The organism is Microbacterium sp. SORGH_AS_0888 (assembly GCF_030818905.1).
GTDB lineage: Bacteria > Actinomycetota > Actinomycetes > Actinomycetales > Microbacteriaceae > Microbacterium.
On sequence record NZ_JAUTAZ010000001.1, the window covers coordinates 2,778,470 to 2,795,381 of the forward strand.

At 72.1% G+C, this 16,912-nt stretch carries 18 protein-coding genes; 9 read left to right on the top strand and 9 right to left on the bottom strand.

From position 1 onward, the window contains the following. Positions 1 to 38: 38 nt before the first annotated feature. Complete coding sequence (locus QE381_RS13455; RefSeq protein ID WP_307218941.1) at positions 39 to 1,271, bottom strand: acyl-CoA dehydrogenase family protein; 1,233 nt, start codon at positions 1,269 to 1,271, stop codon at positions 39 to 41. Continuing rightward, positions 1,268 to 2,695 carry an NtaA/DmoA family FMN-dependent monooxygenase gene (locus QE381_RS13460; protein WP_307218942.1) on the bottom strand — a complete coding sequence of 476 codons (1,428 nt, stop codon included), beginning with the start codon at positions 2,693 to 2,695 and terminating at the stop codon, positions 1,268 to 1,270. The genes QE381_RS13455 and QE381_RS13460 overlap by 4 nt, the downstream gene beginning before the upstream one ends. 236 nt (positions 2,696 to 2,931) lie before the next feature. Between QE381_RS13460 and QE381_RS13465 the strand changes: the two genes are divergently transcribed. The 7 genes from QE381_RS13465 (at position 2,932) to QE381_RS13495 (ending at position 9,054) form a co-directional block, all read left to right on the top strand. Further along, a complete protein-coding gene (locus QE381_RS13465) occupies positions 2,932 to 3,510 on the top strand; it encodes a phosphoribosyltransferase family protein (RefSeq protein WP_307218943.1) in 579 nt (192 codons plus the stop codon). Between the two features lie 17 nt (positions 3,511 to 3,527). Then, complete coding sequence (locus QE381_RS13470; RefSeq protein ID WP_307218944.1) at positions 3,528 to 4,814, top strand: amidohydrolase family protein; 1,287 nt, start codon at positions 3,528 to 3,530, stop codon at positions 4,812 to 4,814. 209 nt (positions 4,815 to 5,023) lie between these two features. Next, entirely contained in the window at positions 5,024 to 5,788 is a 765-nt protein-coding gene (locus QE381_RS13475; RefSeq protein ID WP_307218946.1) for a Rossmann-like and DUF2520 domain-containing protein, read from the top strand. Further along, complete coding sequence (gene panC, locus QE381_RS13480) at positions 5,785 to 6,681, top strand: pantoate--beta-alanine ligase (protein WP_307218949.1); 897 nt, start codon at positions 5,785 to 5,787, stop codon at positions 6,679 to 6,681. The genes QE381_RS13475 and panC overlap by 4 nt, the downstream gene beginning before the upstream one ends. After that, the gene (gene panB, locus QE381_RS13485) at positions 6,678 to 7,532 is read left to right on the top strand and encodes a 3-methyl-2-oxobutanoate hydroxymethyltransferase (protein WP_307218951.1); all 855 of its coding nucleotides are present in this window, start codon (positions 6,678 to 6,680) and stop codon (positions 7,530 to 7,532) included. Before panC ends, panB begins: the two co-directional genes overlap by 4 nt. Positions 7,533 to 7,694: 162 nt before the next feature. Further along, the gene (locus QE381_RS13490) at positions 7,695 to 8,570 is read left to right on the top strand and encodes an SDR family NAD(P)-dependent oxidoreductase (protein ID WP_307218952.1); all 876 of its coding nucleotides are present in this window, start codon (positions 7,695 to 7,697) and stop codon (positions 8,568 to 8,570) included. A 10-nt stretch (positions 8,571 to 8,580) separates the two neighbouring features. After that, positions 8,581 to 9,054 carry a MerR family transcriptional regulator gene (locus tag QE381_RS13495; RefSeq protein WP_307218953.1) on the top strand — a complete coding sequence of 158 codons (474 nt, stop codon included), beginning with the start codon at positions 8,581 to 8,583 and terminating at the stop codon, positions 9,052 to 9,054. 164 nt (positions 9,055 to 9,218) lie between these two features. Here QE381_RS13495 and QE381_RS13500 read toward each other — a convergent pair whose 3' ends face one another. Beyond that, positions 9,219 to 9,638 (bottom strand): MerR family transcriptional regulator, encoded by a 420-nt coding sequence (locus QE381_RS13500; RefSeq protein WP_307218954.1) that lies wholly within the window; start codon positions 9,636 to 9,638, stop codon positions 9,219 to 9,221. Between the two features lie 20 nt (positions 9,639 to 9,658). Further along, positions 9,659 to 10,603 carry an aldo/keto reductase gene (locus QE381_RS13505; protein ID WP_307218955.1) on the bottom strand — a complete coding sequence of 315 codons (945 nt, stop codon included), beginning with the start codon at positions 10,601 to 10,603 and terminating at the stop codon, positions 9,659 to 9,661. A 114-nt stretch (positions 10,604 to 10,717) separates the two neighbouring features. Here QE381_RS13505 and QE381_RS13510 point away from each other — a divergent pair, with 114 nt between their 5' ends. Further along, positions 10,718 to 11,491 (top strand): alpha/beta fold hydrolase, encoded by a 774-nt coding sequence (locus QE381_RS13510; RefSeq protein WP_307218957.1) that lies wholly within the window; start codon positions 10,718 to 10,720, stop codon positions 11,489 to 11,491. 18 nt (positions 11,492 to 11,509) lie between these two features. On the opposite strand, the gene QE381_RS13515 is transcribed toward QE381_RS13510, so the two are convergent. The 5 genes from QE381_RS13515 to QE381_RS13535 form a co-directional block, all read right to left on the bottom strand. Then, the gene (locus QE381_RS13515) at positions 11,510 to 12,442 is read right to left on the bottom strand and encodes a carbohydrate kinase (protein WP_307218959.1); all 933 of its coding nucleotides are present in this window, start codon (positions 12,440 to 12,442) and stop codon (positions 11,510 to 11,512) included. Continuing rightward, complete coding sequence (locus QE381_RS13520) at positions 12,439 to 12,735, bottom strand: putative quinol monooxygenase (RefSeq protein WP_307218960.1); 297 nt, start codon at positions 12,733 to 12,735, stop codon at positions 12,439 to 12,441. Before QE381_RS13520 ends, QE381_RS13515 begins: the two co-directional genes overlap by 4 nt. Continuing rightward, a complete protein-coding gene (locus tag QE381_RS13525; protein WP_307218962.1) occupies positions 12,732 to 13,508 on the bottom strand; it encodes an ATP-binding cassette domain-containing protein in 777 nt (258 codons plus the stop codon). Before QE381_RS13525 ends, QE381_RS13520 begins: the two co-directional genes overlap by 4 nt. Beyond that, on the bottom strand, positions 13,505 to 14,548 hold the full coding sequence (locus QE381_RS13530) for an ABC transporter permease (RefSeq protein WP_307218963.1): 1,044 nt from the start codon (positions 14,546 to 14,548) through the stop codon (positions 13,505 to 13,507). Before QE381_RS13530 ends, QE381_RS13525 begins: the two co-directional genes overlap by 4 nt. A 71-nt stretch (positions 14,549 to 14,619) precedes the next feature. Then, the gene (locus QE381_RS13535) at positions 14,620 to 15,726 is read right to left on the bottom strand and encodes a substrate-binding domain-containing protein (protein WP_307218965.1); all 1,107 of its coding nucleotides are present in this window, start codon (positions 15,724 to 15,726) and stop codon (positions 14,620 to 14,622) included. A 159-nt stretch (positions 15,727 to 15,885) separates the two neighbouring features. On the opposite strand from QE381_RS13535, the gene QE381_RS13540 reads away from it, so the two are divergent. After that, positions 15,886 to 16,905, top strand: coding sequence for a LacI family DNA-binding transcriptional regulator (locus QE381_RS13540; protein WP_307218967.1), 1,020 nt, complete (start codon positions 15,886 to 15,888; stop codon positions 16,903 to 16,905). Positions 16,906 to 16,912: the final 7 nt, after the last annotated feature.

Consider the following 16,912-nt stretch of genomic DNA (forward strand, 5'->3'; position numbering starts at 1 on the left):
CCTGGGAACGCGGCGCTCAGGGTCCCCGGAGCGTGAGATCAGCCGGCGGGCTTGTCGCCGACATCCTTCCCGACCGCGAACGTCTCGGGCTCGGCGCCGTTGAGATCGTGGTCGCCCAGCAGACGCGCCTTGAAGGGGTACGGGTTGTGGGACGCCACGGCGCGGGCGTTGCGCCAGTGGCGATCGAGGCCCAGCTCGACATCCAGCGACGACGCCCCGAGCACGTCGAGCAGGTGCGAGGTCGCATCCAGCACCTGCTCCGAGATCGTCACCTGCGCGGACGAGACCGCCAGCTCCGCGTCGACGAAGCCGGCGTCCACCTCCTCCGGCGTCGCCGACGGGTCGAACCACCGGGTCCAGGCCTGCTCGAGCTCCCGGCCCGCGCCGTCCAGGATCCAGCGCGCGGCGTCGGCCACCGCGCGCACCCGGCCCACCTGCTCCTGCACGACCGCATCGTGGCGGGGCAGCTCGCCCGTGCCGGTGAAGTACACGCGCGTCTTGGCGCGGAGGATGCCGGTGAGCTCGCGCCGTGCGGCCTCCGCGATCCCCGCGAGCGTCGCCAGGAGCACGGCCTGGTGCAGACCCGAGCCGCCCCGTCGGGGACCGGAGGTCGGGAAGCGCCGCACCTCGCTCTCGGCCACCACGACGTCCTCGAACACGGAGCTGCCGGTCGCGGTGAGCCGCTGCCCGAAGCCGTTCCAGTCGTCGACGATCGTGACGCCCGCCCGGTCGATCGGCACGACGGGCGCCACGGGGACGCCGGCCTCGTCGACCGCACCCACCGGCAGCCACTGCGCGTAGGCGTTGCCGGTGCCGTAGATCTTGCGGCCGTTGAGGCGGTAGCCGCCCTCCGGATGTGCCGTCAGCACGGTCGAGACCTGCCCGAGGGCCGAGCCGCGGGGCTCGGTCGTCGCGCTGCCGAACAGGTCGCCCGCCGCGACACGCTCGAGCCAGACGCGGTTCTCGGGGTCGTCGGCATCGTGCAGCAGCAGCTCCACCTGGTAGAAGTGCTGCCGAAGCGCCTGTGGCAGGTTCGAGTCGGCCGCCGCGAGCTCGCGCAGCACCAGGAGCAGCTGCCGCAGGCTCGCGCCGTGGCCGCCCAGCTCGACCGGCACACGGAGCGCGCCGAGACCCGCGGCGCGCAGCTGTGCGACCTCGTCGTGCGGCAGTGAGCGGCTCCGCTCCCGCGCGGCGGCGCCCTCGGCGATCCGGGCGAACAGCGGGGCGAAGCGGGCGATCAGCTCGTCATCGACGGGGTGGGGTCGGGTCATCGTGGGTCCTGTTCGTCGGGTTCGGCGTCGGAGTGGTCGAGGGCGGATGCCGCGGCCCGCTGCGCGGCGAGCTCGGCGCGGATGCGGCGGGCCGGGTGCCGTTCGGGCAGGAAGGGTCCCGAGCCGGTGGCCTTCTCGCGGATCGTGCCGGGGGAGTAGTCGCGCTGCATCGTGCCGCGCTCGACGAGCACGGGGCGCACCTGCTCGACGAAGTCGGCGAAGGAGCCGGGCGAGACGAGGTACTGCAGGTTGAGCCCGTCGATGCCGGCCTCCTGCCAGGCGTCGATCTCGTCCGCGACCTGCTCGGGCGTCCCGACGACGTGGCGGTTCGCGGCCCAGCGCAGGAGCGCCTCGAAGTCCCAGCCGGTGTCGGGGGCGCCCCGGAGCACCTGCCGGGTGAGCGCGGAGCCCTCGCCCGAGTTCAGCAGCTCGGCGACCGTGGTCCGCAGCGGGTAGCGGCTGAGGTCCTCCTGCCAGAAGGCGCTGAGCTTGGCCAGGATCGACTCGATCGACTGCGTCTCCTGCAGTTCGCGGTCGAGCCGGTGCGCCTCCGCCTCGGTGCTGCCGACGACGACACCGAGCCCGCCGAAGATCTTGACGTCCTCGGGTGCGCGGCCGTGGGCCACGGCGGCCGCGCGCAGGTCCCGCACGTTCTCGGGTGCGCTCTCGCGTCCGCCCGAGGTGAACAGCACCTCCGCGTGCTTTCCGGCGAACGCGATGCCGGTGCCGGATGCGGCGGCGTTGAACAGGAACGGTGTGCGCTGCGGGCTCGGCTCGGTCAGGTGGGGCCCCGGCACCGTGTAGTAGGGACCGACGTGATCGATCGTGTGCACCTTGGAGGGGTCGGTGTAGATGCCGCGCTCACGGTCGGCGACGACCGCGTCATCCTCCCAGCTCGCCTCCCACAGCTTGTAGACCGCGGTGACGTAGTCCTCGGCGCGGCCGTACCGCTCCTCGTGGCTCGGCAGTCCCGCGTGCCCGAGGTTCCGCCCGGCGCCGGGCAGGAAGCTGGTCACGATGTTCCAGGCGATGCGGCCGCCGCTCAGGTGATCCAGCGTGGAGAGCTTGCGGGCGAACGTGTACGGCGGCTCCTGCAGGATGTTCTCGGTCAGGACGAACCCGAGCTGCGTGGTCTCGTGCGCGAGGATCGGGATCAGCACAGCCGGATCGTTCACCGGTGTCTGCATGCCGCTGGCGATCGCGGTGTCCCTCGACCCGCGGTAGATGTCGTAGGGCGCGAGGACGTCCGCGAAGAAGAGGAAGTCGAACCGCCCGCGCTCGAGCAGCCGCGCGAGATCGACCCAGTACGCCGCCGAGTTCAGCTCCGGCTGGCGGCTGTCGGCGCGGCGCCACCCGCCATGGTCGTGGTGCGAGAGCACGAACTCGTTGAAGGCGCTGAACAGCAGGGGGCGGCGGGATGTCATCGGGTCTCCGGAGCGCGAAGCCGGCGAAGGCGCATCCGGCTTGTCAACATGTATTCGCGAGTCTAGGAGTGTTGCGTCGCCTCCGCCGCCGCGTTGCGGTCGGTTACGCCCGCGTCGCAGGATCGCATGAGCGTCGCACGTTCTCGCCCGGATCCTGCGACATCCGCGCGATCCTGCGACCGCGCACACCGGTGCACGAAACGCGGCCGTCATCCGGGCCGCGTAGGGTCACGGGCATGTCCGAGGTTCCCGAGTCCTACGTCGCCCAGATGGGCAGTCAACAGGTGACGCTGCCGGTCATCCCCGTCTCCGACACCCTCTCGATCGCGCTCATGATGGTCATCGACCACGGGGTACGCGTTGCCGAGACCGCCGGCGCGGAGCTGGCCGCCCACTTCGCCGACGTGAAGCCCGACATCGTCGTCGCCCCCGCGACCCTCGGCATCCCCGTCGCGATCGAGGTCACCCGCGCCCTCGGCCTCGACGACTATCTGATCCTGCAGAAGTCCCGCAAGGTGCACCTCGGCGACGCGCTCGAGGCCCCGGTGCACGCGATCACGAGCACGTCGAGCTCGGCGCTGCTGCTCGACCGGGCACGCGCCCACGTCGTCGCCGGCAAGCGCGTGCTGTTCGTTGACGACGTGATCTCCACCGGGTCGTCGTCGGGCGCCGCGCTCGCGCTGCTCGAACAGGCGGGCGCGGAGATCGTCGGCATCGGGGCGCTCCTGGCCGAGGGCGACGGCTGGCCCGAGGCCCTGCTGCCGTACGAGGATCGCCTGTTCGCGCTCGGCCGCATCCCGCTCTTCCCCCACTGACCGGCGGGCAGGTCACCGTGCCGCACGATCTCGTCGTCGAGGACGCCACCATCGTCACGATGGATGCGGCGCGCACGGTGGCACGTGGCTGGGTCGCGGTCGACGACGGCGCGATCTCGGGCATCGGCTCCGGTCCCGTGCCGCCCGCGACGCGGCGCATCGACGCGGCGGGCGGCATCCTCCATCCGGGGTTCGTGAGCGCCCACACCCACACGATGGACACGCTCGCCCGTGCCGGTCGCGGCGACGCCCAGGAGTTCTTCGCGTGGCTGTTCGGCACCTACTACGGCTCGGTGCTCACCCACGGCCCGGCCGAGGCGGCGCGCGCGGTGGAGCTCGCGGCCGCGGATCTCGCCCGCGCCGGCGTCACGACCGTCGTCGACTGCTGGGGCGTGGGGGATGTCGGCGGCTCGCGCGCGGAGCAGTGCTTCGACGCCTCGGTGACCGCCGCCGCCGAGAGCGGGCTGCGCTGGATCATCGCGCCCATGGTGTCCGACCGGCTGCCCGAGGCCTGGGCGCCGGTGCTCGCCGCGGCGCCCGCCCCCTTCCGGGCCGAGGCGCTCACCGCCCCGACCGAGGTCGCGCTCCGCTTCGCCGCGGATGCGCTCGTGCGCGAGCGCAGGCTCGTCTCGGTGTGGACGAGCGTCGAGCTGCCGGAGATGGCGACGGATGACCTGCTGACGGGTCTCGGGCGGCTCGCCGCATCCAGGGGTCGAGGCTTCACGACGCACCTGTGCGCCTCGCCCGCCGGGGCGGTCGATGTGACGGGGGAGCGCGCGGCCGCGCGGCTGGAGCGCCTCGGGGTGTTCGCCGTGCCCGCCCTCGGCGCGCACCTCACGGCGACGGATGCGGCCGACCGCGCCGTGCTCGCCTCGGCGGGTGTCGGGGCCGCGCACTGCGCGACCTCGACGATGCTCGGCGGCGGCGACCACAGCCCGCTCGGCGAGCTGGTCGCGGCCGGCGTCCCGGTGGGGCTCGGTCTCGACAACGCCACCCTCAACGCCACCGCCGACATGGGCGCGGAGATGCGGCACGCGCTCATGTTCGACCGGTCGTGCGGCGCCGGCAGGGCGACGGCCGAGGACGTGCTCGCCCACGCCACGATCGACGGTGCCCGCGCGATCGGTCTCGACGATCGCATCGGCTCGATCGAGATCGGCAAGCGCGCCGACCTCGTCCTCGTCGACACGACCGGGTCGCACTGGCAGCCGGACCGCGACCCCGTGCTCGGGCTCGTCTGGCAGGCCCGGGCCGACGACATCCGCCTCGTGCTGGTCGACGGCGCGCCCGTGCACACGCGCTGACCGCCCCGCGGCGGATCAGGACATGTCGCCGGTGCAGGACGTCTCCCGCTCCTCCCCTCCTGACTGAGCGAGATGTCCTGATGCGGGCGCGGGAGGCGCACCGTTGCCCGATCGAGATGCTCGTGCGCGGCCGCTGCGCGCCGAGTCGTCGCCGACGGGGGTACGGTGGGATGCGGCGAAGCCGCCCCCGCGGTCCTCGCCGCCCGATTATGACGACCTCTGCCTCCTTCTCCGCGCTCCGGCTCGACGGGCCGGTGCTCGTCGTCGGCGACGGCCGGATGGGCCGCGCGCTCGTCGCCGCCCTCGACGCCGCCGCCGTGCCCGTGATCGGGCCCGCGGGCCGCGGCGAGACGGGCTCGGACGCCGGGATCGTGCTCCTGGCCGTGCCGGACGCGGCGATCGCGACCGCGGCGCGCGCGATCGCGCCCGGCCGGCTCGTCGGCCACCTCTCGGGCGCGCTCGACCTGTCGCCCCTGCAGCCGCACGAGGCGTTCAGCATCCACCCGCTCATGACCGTCACGGGCGCGGGCGCCTCCTTCGCCGGCGTCACGGCCGCGCTCGCGGGCACGACGCCCCGCGCGCACGCGACCGCCGCGGCGCTCGCCGACGTGCTCGGGATGACGGGCGTCACCGTCCGTGACGAGGACCGCGCCGCGTACCACGCCGCCGCCTCGGTCGCCGCGAACTTCCTCGTGACGCTCGAGGGGCTGGCGGAACGGCTCGCCGCGACGGCGGGCGTCGATCGCGAGGCGCTCGTCCCGCTCGTGCGCGCCGCGGTCGACAACTGGGCCGAGCGGGGTGCGGCCGCAGCCCTCACCGGGCCCGTCTCGCGCGGCGATGCGGCCACGATCGCGCGACAGCGCCAGGCGGTCGCCGAGCGGCTCCCGGACCGGGTCGCCCTCTTCGACACGCTCGTCGCGGCGACGCAGGACCTCGCGGCCGAGCAGCGCGCCGGAACCACGGCGGCCACGTGAGCCCCCGCATCGTGCGCACGGTCGCCGAGCTGCGCGCGGAGCTCGCACCGCACCGTGCCGACGGCATCGGGTTCGTGCCGACCATGGGGGCCCTCCACGAGGGGCACCTCGCCCTGCTCCGCGCCGCGCGGGACGAGAACGGCACGGTCGTGCTGTCGATCTTCGTGAACCCGACGCAGTTCGGCGAGGCCGCCGACCTCGAGGCGTACCCGCGCACGGAGGACAGGGATGTCGCACTCGCCGCGGAGGCGGGCGCCGACGTCGTCTTCGCCCCCTCGGTCGAGGAGATGTACCCGGCGGGCTTCGCCACGACCGTGTCGGTCGGCGGCGCCGTCGCCGAGACGCTGGAGGGCGCGCTCCGCGGCCGCTCGCACTTCGACGGCGTCGCCACGGTCGTCGCCAAGCTGCTGCTGGCCGTGCAGCCCGACCGCGCCTACTTCGGCGCGAAGGATGCGCAGCAGGTCGTCGTGGTGCGCCGCATGGTGGAAGACCTCGGCATCCCCGTCGAGATCGTGGCGCGCCCGACCTCGCGCGACGCCGACGGCCTTGCCCGCTCCAGTCGCAACACCCGGCTCTCGGACGCCGAGCGGGAGCTCGCAGCCGCCCTCCCGCGGTCGCTCCGGGCGGCTCAGGATGCGTTCGCGGACGGTGTCCGCGATCCTCGCCGGCTCGCCGGCGCCGTCCGCGACGAGCTCGCCGCCGCGGGGCTCGAGCCCGAGTACGTGGAGATCGTCGATGCCGGCAGCCTCGAGCCGATCGCGGAGGTCGTGCGACCCGCGCTCCTCGCGCTCGCGGTACGCGTCGGACCCGTGCGGCTCATCGACAACGTCGTGCTGGTCCCCGGGGTGGACGACCGCATCCCCCTCACCCCTGTCGAGAGGAGTCACCGATGACGAATCCGAAGGTCACGCTGCGACGGCTCCGCGAGCTCGCCGAGGCCGGCACCCCTCTCGTCATGGTCACGGCCTACGACTTCGTGTCGGGGCGGGTGGCCGAGCGCGCCGGGGTCGACATGGTGCTGGTGGGCGACTCGGGGGCCCAGGTCGTCCTGGGCCATCCCGACACGAACTCCGTGACGCTCGACGAGATGCTCACGCTGTCGAAGGCGGTCCGGAGGGCGGTGCACTCGCCCCTCGTGGTGTGCGACCTGCCGTTCGGGTCCACGGAGCTGAGCGACGAGCAGGCGGTCGCGACCTCCGTGCGCTTCGTGCACGAGGCCGGCGCCGAGGCCGTCAAGATCGAGGGTGCGAGCCCCGCGCGGCTGTCGCGGCTGCGGGCGATCGTCGAGGCGGGCATCCCCGTCGTCGGGCACGTGGGCCTCACGCCGCAGACGGCGACGGCGCTCGGCGGACTGCGTGCCCAGGGGCGCACGGCGGACGATGCGATCCGCGTGGCTCGCGACGCGCTCGCGGTGCAGGAGGCGGGAGCCTTCGCGATCGTGATCGAGGCGGTCCCCGCCGATGTGGTCGACGAGATCCGGCGGGCGCTCCGCATCCCGGTCATCGGCATCGGCGCGGGTGCCGCCGACGGGCAGGTCCTCGTGCAGCACGACCTGCTCGGGATCACCGAGGGCCGGGCGCCCGTGTTCGTCAAGCGCTACGCCGCCGTGGGCGATGCGATGGTCGAGGCCGTCGAGGCCTACGCCCGCGAGGTGCGCGAGGGCGTGTTCCCCGGAGCCGAGCACGTGTACCCGGCGTCCGCCGAGGTCGCGGCGGCCGTGCGGGAGTTCATCGACGCGCTCTGACGCACGGCGGCGGTCGCAGACTCGCGCGGGTGATGCGTGGCGGTCGCAGACTTGCACGCACGTCGCACGATCCCAGCGGGAGGGTGCGACATCCGTGCGGTTCTGCGACCGTGGCGCACGTGCGCTTGCCTTCGAGCGCGCTCGAAGGCCTACCGTCGGGGCATGCACACGGTGACGGAACATCGACAGGTCTGGATCATCACGGGCGCGACCTCCGGTCTCGGCCGGTCGCTCGCCGAGGCGGCGCTCGCGGCGGGGGAGTCGGTCGTCGGCACGGCGCGCGACCTCACACGTGCCGCGTCGTGGGCGTCCGCGCACGGCGAACGGCTGCTGCTCGTCCCGCACGACGTGCGCGACACGGATGCCGCCGACACGGTGATCGACCGCGCGATCTCGCGGTTCGGCCGGGTCGACGTCCTCGTCAACAACGCCGGCGTCGGTCAGGTCGGCACGGCCGAGGAGGTGTCCGACGAGCGCCTGCGCGACATGCTCGACCAGCACCTGTTCGGCCCGGCGGCGCTCGTCCGTGCCGTGCTGCCGCACATGCGCGCGGCGCGCCGCGGCGCGATCGTGCAGATGAGCAGCCAGGGCGGGAGGATGTCGTTCCCCGCCGTCGGCAGCTACTCGGCTGGCAAGTTCGCGCTCGAGGGCTGGTCGGAAGCCCTCGCGGGCGAGGTGGAGCCTTTCGGCATCCGCGTGCTGATCGTCGAGCCGAGCCGGTTCCGCACGGGCTTCAACCGTCCGGACGTCCTCGCCTGGGCACCCCGGGAGGGGGTGTACGACTCCGTCGCCGGTGCGATCCGTGCCGACATGGCGGGTGCCGACGGCGTGCAGGAGGGCGATCCGGACCGTGCCGCCGCCGTCATCCGTGAGGTGCTGGAGATGCCGGATGCGCCCCTGCGGCTGCCGCTCGGCGCCGAGGCGGTGCGCAACCTCACCCGGGTCTACGAGCAGGGCCTCGCCGCCGTTGCCCGGTGGGCCGACCTATCTGCCTCGGCCGACTTCCCGGGGATGCCGCCCGCGGCGCGCGCGTTCTAGGATCGCCACCATGGCCACCGACCGTCTCATCTCGCGGCTCATGGACCACCTCGCGCACGAGCCGGACGCCTCCGCCGTGACGGTTCTCCACGAGCTGCTCGACGACAGCACGATCGAGGATGCCGCGCCCCCGGTCGGGATCGCCGAGGCGGCCGCGCTGCTCGATCTGTCGCCCCACACCCTGCGCTACTACGAGGACGAGGGGCTCGTCCGCCCGGCGCGCACGGCCGGCGGGTACCGCGAGTACTCGGCCTTCGACCTGCGGCGTCTCGTCTTCCTCACGCGGATGCGCGTGTCCGGCATGACGATGGCCGATCTGAGACGGTACATCGCCCTCGTCGAGCAGGGCGAGACGACGGTGGCGGAACGGCGGCGGATCATGCTCGACCAGCGCGATCGCATCGAGCGCCGCATCCGGGAGCTGACGCTGGCCCTGGAGACGACGGAGTACAAGATCCGCACCTATACGCGGGGGTCGGCGTGATGCCGGTCCGGGCGTGGTGAAGGGCCGGTCGGAGAGGCTTCCGGCCGGCCCTTGTCCCTTGCACCAAGAGTGTCCTGCAATCACATGCCGGTAGCTGCCACAGCAAAACAGTTACCGTGCGAGCACTCTATAACGGTCAGGTAACGGCCCACAAGGCTTCGCCGTTACCTTTTCGTGATTCTCATGCGATCCATAGGTTCACGGCTTCGGCCTCCGTGCGACGTCTCCGCCTCGATGCCGGTGTAGTGGTCGATCTTCTCGTCGAGCACGGCGATCGCCTTCTGCAACCGGGCCGCCCGTCGTTGGAGCTCGACGCGGTGCTCGGTGAGGAAGGCGACCCTGTCGCCGCTGCCGCCCTCGCGGAGCAGGGCTGTGAACTCCCGCAGGTCGGCGATGCCCAGACCGGCATCCCGGAGACAGCCGATCAGCCCGATCCAGAAGATGTCGTCGTCCGTGTACGCGCGGTGTCCGCCGAGGGTCCGTGAGACCGGGCCGATCAGCCCTTCACGTTCGTAGTAGCGCAACGTGTCCAAGGAGAGCCCCGTGCTCGCGGCCGCCTCCGCGGGCGTCCATGTGTTCGGCATGGCGTCTCCTCGTCGCAGGGTCATCGGGCAGCCGCGAACCGGCTCATGTGCTCATCCTTCAGCGTCACGTGCGCGGCGTCGAGCGCCTCGTCCAGCTGCGCGAGGTCGCTGACTCCGATGATGGGACCGATGCCTTGCGCCAGCAGCCAGGCGAGGACGACCTGGTTGCGCGTCGCTCCCGTCTCCGCCGCCACATCGTCCAGCGTTCTCAGTGCCCGGATCGTGCCCGGATGGTCGTAGACGGGAGGGAACGGTCTGTCCGCACGCACGTAGCCGCCGTTGAGCAGGGGCGTGTAAGCCCAGACGTCGAGTCCTTCGGAGTCCGCGTAGTCGAGGTCGTCGCCGGTGAGCAGTCGGTGTCCGTCGTCGGGCAGCGCGGCGCCCGGGCGCGGCTGCACGAGAGAGTGACGCAGTTGCAGCGCAGACCAGGGCTCGGCCCCCATCGACCGCGCGAGGACGCGGGCTTGCTCCACCCGCCAGGCGGGGTGGTTCGCCGCACCCACCCGAGAGACCACGCCGCGATCGACGAGCTCGCCGAACGCGGTCACAGTCTCCGTCAAGGGCACGCTGCGGTCCTCCGCGTGCGCCCAGAGCAGATCGATCGAGTCGATGCCGAGCCGTTCCACGCTGCCCGCGACTCCCGCGAGGACGGCATCGGAGGAAAGGCCCTCCGCCGACTCCGGCCAGCGGTGCGGGACCCGCGGGTCCTGCCGCACCTTGGTCGCGATCCTCACCTCGCCGCGGACGCCGCTTCGCGCGCGGAGCCACTCTCCGATCACCCGTTCGCTGGCGCCGCCGACACCCGAAGGGTCCGCCCAGAAGGAATAGCAGTTCGCGGTGTCGAGCCAGACTCCGCCGGCCTCGACGAACCGATCCATGAGCGCGTACGCACGTTCACGATCGACTCTCGTGCCGTAGTACATGGTCCCGAGCACCAGCCGGGCAGTTCCGCTCTCCGCTCCCATGCGCCCATCGTGCGACCTGGAGCGCGCTCGAGGTCAAGCTCTCCGTCGGGCTCGTCGCCGGCATCCCCTGCCGCGGAGACCGCCTTCCCGTCGCGCCGCGGTTAGCCTCGTGGGGTGATCGTTCATCTCGCGGGCGTCGGGCACCCGCTCGTCGTCATCCACGGTTTCGGTGTGGACCACCGCATCATGCTGCCGCTCGAGGAGATGGTGGGCGACGCGCCCTGGCGTCGGATCTACCTCGACCTGCCGTGGGCCGAGAGCGTGGGAACCTCGACCGTGTCGAGCTCCGCCGAGGTGGCGCAGCAGGTGCTCGCCGAGATCGACGAGCACCTGGGCGCCGAGCCGTTCGCCCTCATCGGGAACTCCTTCGGCGGCATGATCGCGCGGTACGTCGCGCATGAGCGGCGCGACCGCGTGCGGGGGCTCGCGACCCTCGCGGGACTCGTGGTGGCTGCGCACGACGAGCGGGACGTGCCGGCGCGCACCGTGATCCGCCGCGACGATGCGGCGCTCGAGCGCGCGGGCGATGCCCGCGACGACTTCGAGGAGGTGTCCGTCATCCAGGACGCCGCGCGCCTCGCGGCGTTCGAACGGTTCGTGCTGCCGGGTCTGCGCGGCGCCGACGCCGCGGTCATGGAGCGCATCGCTGCGCAGTACGCGCTCCCGGTCCTCCCCGAGCAGGCGCACCCGGAGCCGTTCACCGCCCCCACGCTCCACGTCTTCGGGCGGCAGGACGACGTCGTGGGCTACGAGGACGGTCTGCGCCTGCGCGCTCACTATCCGCGCGCCACCTACGCGGTGCTGGATGCGGCCGGGCACAACGTGCACCTGGAACAGCCCGAGGTCACCGGCGCGCTCGTCCGGGACTGGCTCGCCCGTATGGGCTGAGGGACGCCGAGCGGCGCGTCACCGCGCGGAGTCGGCATCGCGTGCGGCCCGGAGCTCGTCCCGCGTGGGCGGTGCCGCCCCGGGGCGGGCGACCGTGAGGGCGGCTGTCGCGGAGGCGACGCCGCCGAGCGCCTCGAGGAGCGCCGCGTCCGCGCCCGCGCGCACGTCGCCCGAGGCGTCGAGGTCGCCGATCGCGGCGATGAGGCCCGTCATGTAGGCGTCCCCGGCGCCGATCGTGTCGACGACCGTCGTCGGGCGCGCGGGCATCTCGACGCGACCGCGGCGGCTCCTCAGCAGGCTCCCGCGGGAGCCGAGCGTCATGACGGCGAGTCCGGCCCCCGCATCGAGCAGCCATTCGAGCACCTCGTCCTCGGAGCGCCCCGGTGCGAGCCAGGCCGCATCCTCGTCGCTGAGCTTGACGACGTCCGCTCGGGCGCTGTACCAGGCCACGAGCTCACGGGAGCGATCCGGGGGAGGGACGAGGGCAGGGCGGACGTTCGGGTCGAACGTCACGAGCGTGCCGGGCGGCATCCCCTCGAGCAGATCGCGCACCCGCGACCCTCCCGGCTCGCGCAGGGCCCCGATCGAGCCCACGTGGACGAGCGCGGCCGGCGGCAGGGCGTCGAGCGCGAAGCCCCACTCCAGATCGAACTCGTACGAGGCGGCACCGTCGGCTCCGAGGCTCGCCGCGGCGACGGATGTCGAGGCCGGGACCGCCCCGCGGATCACCTGCACGCCACCGGCCCGCAGGTGATCCGCGATGAGCGCGCCGTACGCGTCGTCCGCGAACTCGGTCGCGAACACCACGGGCAGGCCGAGGCGGCCCAGCCCGTATGCGACGTTCATCGGGCTGCCGCCCGGATGGACCTCGCGGACGCCGTCGCGCTCGACGACGTCCACCAGCGCTTCCCCGATCACGAGCACTCGCTCGAGACCCCGAGGCCCGGTCATGTGACCGGGCTCAGCCAGGTCAGCCTCGAACCGCCCCCAACGACGAGTGAGGAGATCGCGCTGTTGAACGCCGCACAGTAGTCGGCGCCCACGTGCGCCCGGAAGGCCTGCTCCGACGCGTACTCCTCGTACACGAAGAAGCGGTCGGAGTCCTCCTCGAGCCGGTGCGCGTCGAAGCGCAGGTTCCCGGGCTCGGCCGTGACATCGGCGGCATATCCTCGTACCAGCTCGGCGACGGCGTCGCCGGCGCCCGGCACCGCCTCGAACTGCGCGTACAGCGCCCGCCTGGTCACTGTGTCATCGCCCCGGTCATGATGGCCACCGCATCCGTCATGCTGTGCGACTGCGGCGTGATGGTCGCGGCCCGCTTTCCGAGCCGCTGGATGTGGATGCGGTCGGCGACCTCGAACACGTGCGGCATGTTGTGGCTGATGAGGATGACGGGGACCCCGCGATCGCGCAGCTTCTTGATGAGGTCGAGCACCTGGTTGGACTCGCGCACGCCGAGCGCAGCGGTCGGCTCGTCGAGCACGACGACCTTCGAGCCGAACGCGGCCGCGCGGGCCACGGCGACGGCCTGACGCTGGCCGCCCGACAGGTTCTCGATCGGCACCGTCACGTCCTGCAGCGTCGAGATCCCGAGCTCGGTGAGCTCGGCGCGGGCCCGCGCGCGCATCGTCTTGGTGTCGACCATGCGCAGCACCGATCCCAGGAACCCGGGGCGGCGCAGCTCTCGGCCGAGATACATGTTGGAGGCGACGTCCAGCGCGGGGGAGACCGCGAGCGACTGGTACACCGTCTCGATGCCGGCCTCCCGTGCATCCTGCGGTCGGCGGAACCGGATCGGCTCGCCGTCCAGGCGGATCTCGCCCTCGTCGGGGATCTCCGCGCCGGTGAGGCACTTGATGAGCGTCGTCTTCCCGGCGCCGTTGTCCCCGATGATGGCGAGCACCTCGCCTGCGTAGAGCTCGAGGCTCACACCGTCGAGGCCGACGACGTGTCCGTAGGTCTTCACCAGGCGGCGTGCCGAGAGGACCGGGGTCCTGGTGTCCGTTGCGGTGCTCATTTGCGAACCTTCCGAATCCACTGGTCGATCGAGACGGCGACGATGACGAGGACGCCCACCGCCAGCGTCTGGTACAGCACGTCGAGACCCGCGAGGGCGAGACCGTTGCGGAACACGCCCACGATGAGTGCGCCCAGGAGCGTGCCCCATACGTTGCCGCGTCCGCCGAACAGGCTCGTGCCGCCGATGACGACGGCGGTGATCGCGTTCAGGTTCGCGTCGACGGCGGCGTTCGGGCTGGCGCCGTAGTCGCGTCCGATCTGGATCCAGGCGGCGAGGCCGACGATGACGCCGGCGGTGAGGTAGACGCTCAGCAGCACCCGGGTCACGCGGATGCCGCTCAGGCGCGCGGCCTCCTTGTCGTCGCCGACGGCGTAGACGTGCCGGCCCCAGGCGGTGCGCGCGAGGACGAAGGACATCACGAGGTAGATGAGGAGCATCAGCATCACGCCGAACGTGACGTCGACGCCGAAGATCTTCACCGTGCTGCCCGTCCAGGTCAGCAGGTCGGGCAGATCGACGCCCTGGACGGTCGCGCCGTTCGAGGTCAGGAGGGTCAGCGCCGTGAAGATGCTCAAGGTCCCGAGGGTCACGATGAACGGCGGCAGGTTGACGCGTGTGACGAGGAAGCCGTTCAGCGCGCCCGTCGCGAACCCGACGACGAGGCCGAGCAGCAGGGCGACGGGGCCCGGAAGACCGAGGCCCGCGGCGGCATTGCCCATGACGATGGAGCTGAACACCATGGCGGCGCCGACCGAGAGGTCGATTCCGGCGGTCAGGATGACGAGCGTCTGGGCGACGCCCAGTGCGCCGATCACGGCGACCTGCTGGGTGATCAGCGAGAGGTTGGCCGGCGCGAGGAAGCGCGGGTTGATGATGCCGAACACGACGATCGCGACGATCAGGACGGCGGCGGGGCTGATGGCGGGGTAGCGGTGCAGCACGGAGCGCACGCGCATCATGGGGGTCTGGCGGTTGATGAACTCGTTCGCCAGGTCGAGTGTCGAGGTCGGTGGCGGGGTGGCGGTCGTTTCGGACACGGGGGCTCCAGAGGGTCGATGGCGAGGGGGTGGTGCGGGAGGGCGCCGCGTGCGGCGCCCTCCCGCGGTGCTCAGTTCGCCCAGCAGGTGTTCGCGCCGTCGGCCGAGGTCACGCTGTCGAGACCCGAGACCGGCTTGTCGGTGATGAGGGTGGAGCCCGTGTTGAAGAACGACAGGCCCGCGCTCGTGGTCGGCTTCGCGCCGCCGCGGGCGATCGAGGCGATCGCCTCCATGCCGAGGGAGGCCATCTTCGAGGGGTACTGCTGCGCCGTGGCGCCGAGGATGCCGTCCTTGACGTAGCCGACGCCGGTGCAGCCGCCGTCGATGCTGACGATCGTCACGCCGTCCTGCTTGCCCGCTGCCTTGAGCGCCTGGTAGGCGCCGTAGGCGGCCGGCTCGTTGATCGTGTAGACGACGTTGATGTCGGGGTTCTTCGACAGGAGCGTCTCCATGGCGGTGCGGCCGCCGTCCTCCGCGCCCTGCGAGGGCTGGTGGCCGACGATCTCGTACTGACCGCCCTTGCCGCCGCTGTAGGTGCCGGTGGGCGCCTCGGCCCCGTTCTTGCTCTTGTCGCCGACGTCGATGCCCATGCCCGTGAGGAACCCGTGGTCACGGTCGACGTCGACCGAGACGATCTGGTCCGAGAACAGGTCGACCATCGCGATGACGGCCTTCTTGCCGTCGAGCGTGGCCGCCGTCCACTTCCCGATCGACTCGCCGGCGGCGAAGTTGTCGGTCGCGAAGGTGATGTCGACCGTGTCGGCGGGGTCCGGCGGCGTGTCGAGGGCGATGACGTAGAGGCCAGCCTTGCGGGCCTTGTCGATCTCGTTGTTGACGGCAGGGCCGTTGGGCGTGATCAGGATGCCCTTGTCCCCGCGCGAGATCGCGTTCTCGATCGCCTGGATCTGGCTGTCGGTGTCACCGTCCTTCTTGCCCGCGGCGAGGGTGAGCTTGACGTTGTTCTTCGCCGCGTCGTCCTGCGCGGCCTTCTGCATCGCGACGAAGTACGGGTTGCTCGTGGTCTTGACGATGAGGGTGACGCCGACCTCCTCGTCGGCGCCGGCGGTGGTTCCCCCGCCGGGGGCGGACGATGCGCAGGCGGTCAGTGCGAGCGCGGCGGCTGCGGTGAGGGCGGCGGCGGCGAGGAACCGCGGCCGGCGAGTGGAGTGGAAGGACATCTGTGTTGTTCCTGTTCCTTTGCGGGTATCGACGACGACACCAAGATGACAACGGTGTCAGAGGTAGTTTCTACTCGGGTCTTCTGTCGCTGCCAAGACCCCCAGGGGCAGAAAGTGAGCGACGTTATGCCATCGTTACCAAACGAGACCGGGCGCCGAGTGACGATCAGGGATGTCGCACGAGAGGCCGCCGTCGGCATCAAGACCGTCTCCCGCGTCGTCAACGACGAGCCCAACGTGGCGCCCGCGACGGCTCAGCGCGTGCACGACGCGATCGCCCGGCTCAACTGGGAACCCGACGCGATCGCCAGCAACCTGCGCCGCACCACGACGCGGACGAGGTCGCTCGGTCTGCTGCTCGGAAGCGTCGCCAACCCCTTCGCCGCCTCGATCCATCGGGCGATCGAGGACGTCGCGTCGCACCGCGGTGTGGCGGTGTTCGCGTCCAGCTTCGACGAGGACCCGGAGCGGGAGGTCTCCTCGGTCGAGGCGTTCCTGCGCCGCAAGGTCGACGGCCTCATCCTGACCCCTGCCGCGGGAAGCCAGTCGTACCTGCACGATGCCGTTCCGCACAAGGTCCCGGTGCTGTTCATCGACCGCGAGCCGCGCGAGTTCCGCGCAGACGTCGTGCGCTCCGACAACCTGGGCGGTGCGGTGCGCGCGACGAACCACCTGCTCGGCCGTGGACACCGCAGGATCGCGGGGCTGTTCGACCGCAGCGACATCTGGACCTCCTCCGAGCGCCGTCGCGGGTTCCAGGAGGCCGCGCGCGCCCGCGGTCTCACGGACGAGGAGAGCGTCACGGTGTCCGGCCTCGACACGGCCGAGGCGGCCCACGCGGCCGTCCTCGAGCTGTTCGCCGCCGCATCGCCGCCGACGGCGATCTTCAGCGCGCAGAACGACATCACCGTCGGCGTCCTCCATGCGCTGCGGCGGCTGGGGCTCCAGCGCGAGGTCGCCGTCATCGGCTTCGACGACGTCGAGCTCGGCGACCTGATGGAGCCGGGCGTGAGCGTCGTGGCGCAGCGTCCCGGCGAGATCGGGCGCAGTGCCGCGGAACGCATGTTCGCCCGACTGGAGGCCGTGCGGTCGGACGCCACGATCGCGCCCGTCGACATCGTGCTGCCGGTCGACCTCATCGCCCGCGGCTCGGGCGAGATCGCGCCGCCGGCGTCCTAGGGTGAGG

Bases quoted from the DNA above. Each gene is read 5' to 3' on its own strand.
- QE381_RS13490 (WP_307218952.1), top strand. From the start codon at position 7,695: ATGCACACGGTGACGGAACATCGACAGGTCTGGATCATCACGGGCGCG.
- QE381_RS13525 (WP_307218962.1), bottom strand. From the start codon at position 13,508: ATGAGCACCGCAACGGACACCAGGACCCCGGTCCTCTCGGCACGCCGC.
- QE381_RS13455 (WP_307218941.1), bottom strand. From the start codon at position 1,271: ATGACCCGACCCCACCCCGTCGATGACGAGCTGATCGCCCGCTTCGCC.
- QE381_RS13475 (WP_307218946.1), top strand. From the start codon at position 5,024: ATGACGACCTCTGCCTCCTTCTCCGCGCTCCGGCTCGACGGGCCGGTG.
- QE381_RS13465 (WP_307218943.1), top strand. From the start codon at position 2,932: ATGTCCGAGGTTCCCGAGTCCTACGTCGCCCAGATGGGCAGTCAACAG.
- QE381_RS13495 (WP_307218953.1), top strand. From the start codon at position 8,581: ATGGCCACCGACCGTCTCATCTCGCGGCTCATGGACCACCTCGCGCAC.
- QE381_RS13505 (WP_307218955.1), bottom strand. From the start codon at position 10,603: ATGGGAGCGGAGAGCGGAACTGCCCGGCTGGTGCTCGGGACCATGTAC.
- QE381_RS13460 (WP_307218942.1), bottom strand. From the start codon at position 2,695: ATGACATCCCGCCGCCCCCTGCTGTTCAGCGCCTTCAACGAGTTCGTG.
- QE381_RS13500 (WP_307218954.1), bottom strand. From the start codon at position 9,638: ATGCCGAACACATGGACGCCCGCGGAGGCGGCCGCGAGCACGGGGCTC.
- QE381_RS13515 (WP_307218959.1), bottom strand. From the start codon at position 12,442: ATGACCGGGCCTCGGGGTCTCGAGCGAGTGCTCGTGATCGGGGAAGCG.
- QE381_RS13535 (WP_307218965.1), bottom strand. From the start codon at position 15,726: ATGTCCTTCCACTCCACTCGCCGGCCGCGGTTCCTCGCCGCCGCCGCC.
- panB (WP_307218951.1), top strand. From the start codon at position 6,678: ATGACGAATCCGAAGGTCACGCTGCGACGGCTCCGCGAGCTCGCCGAG.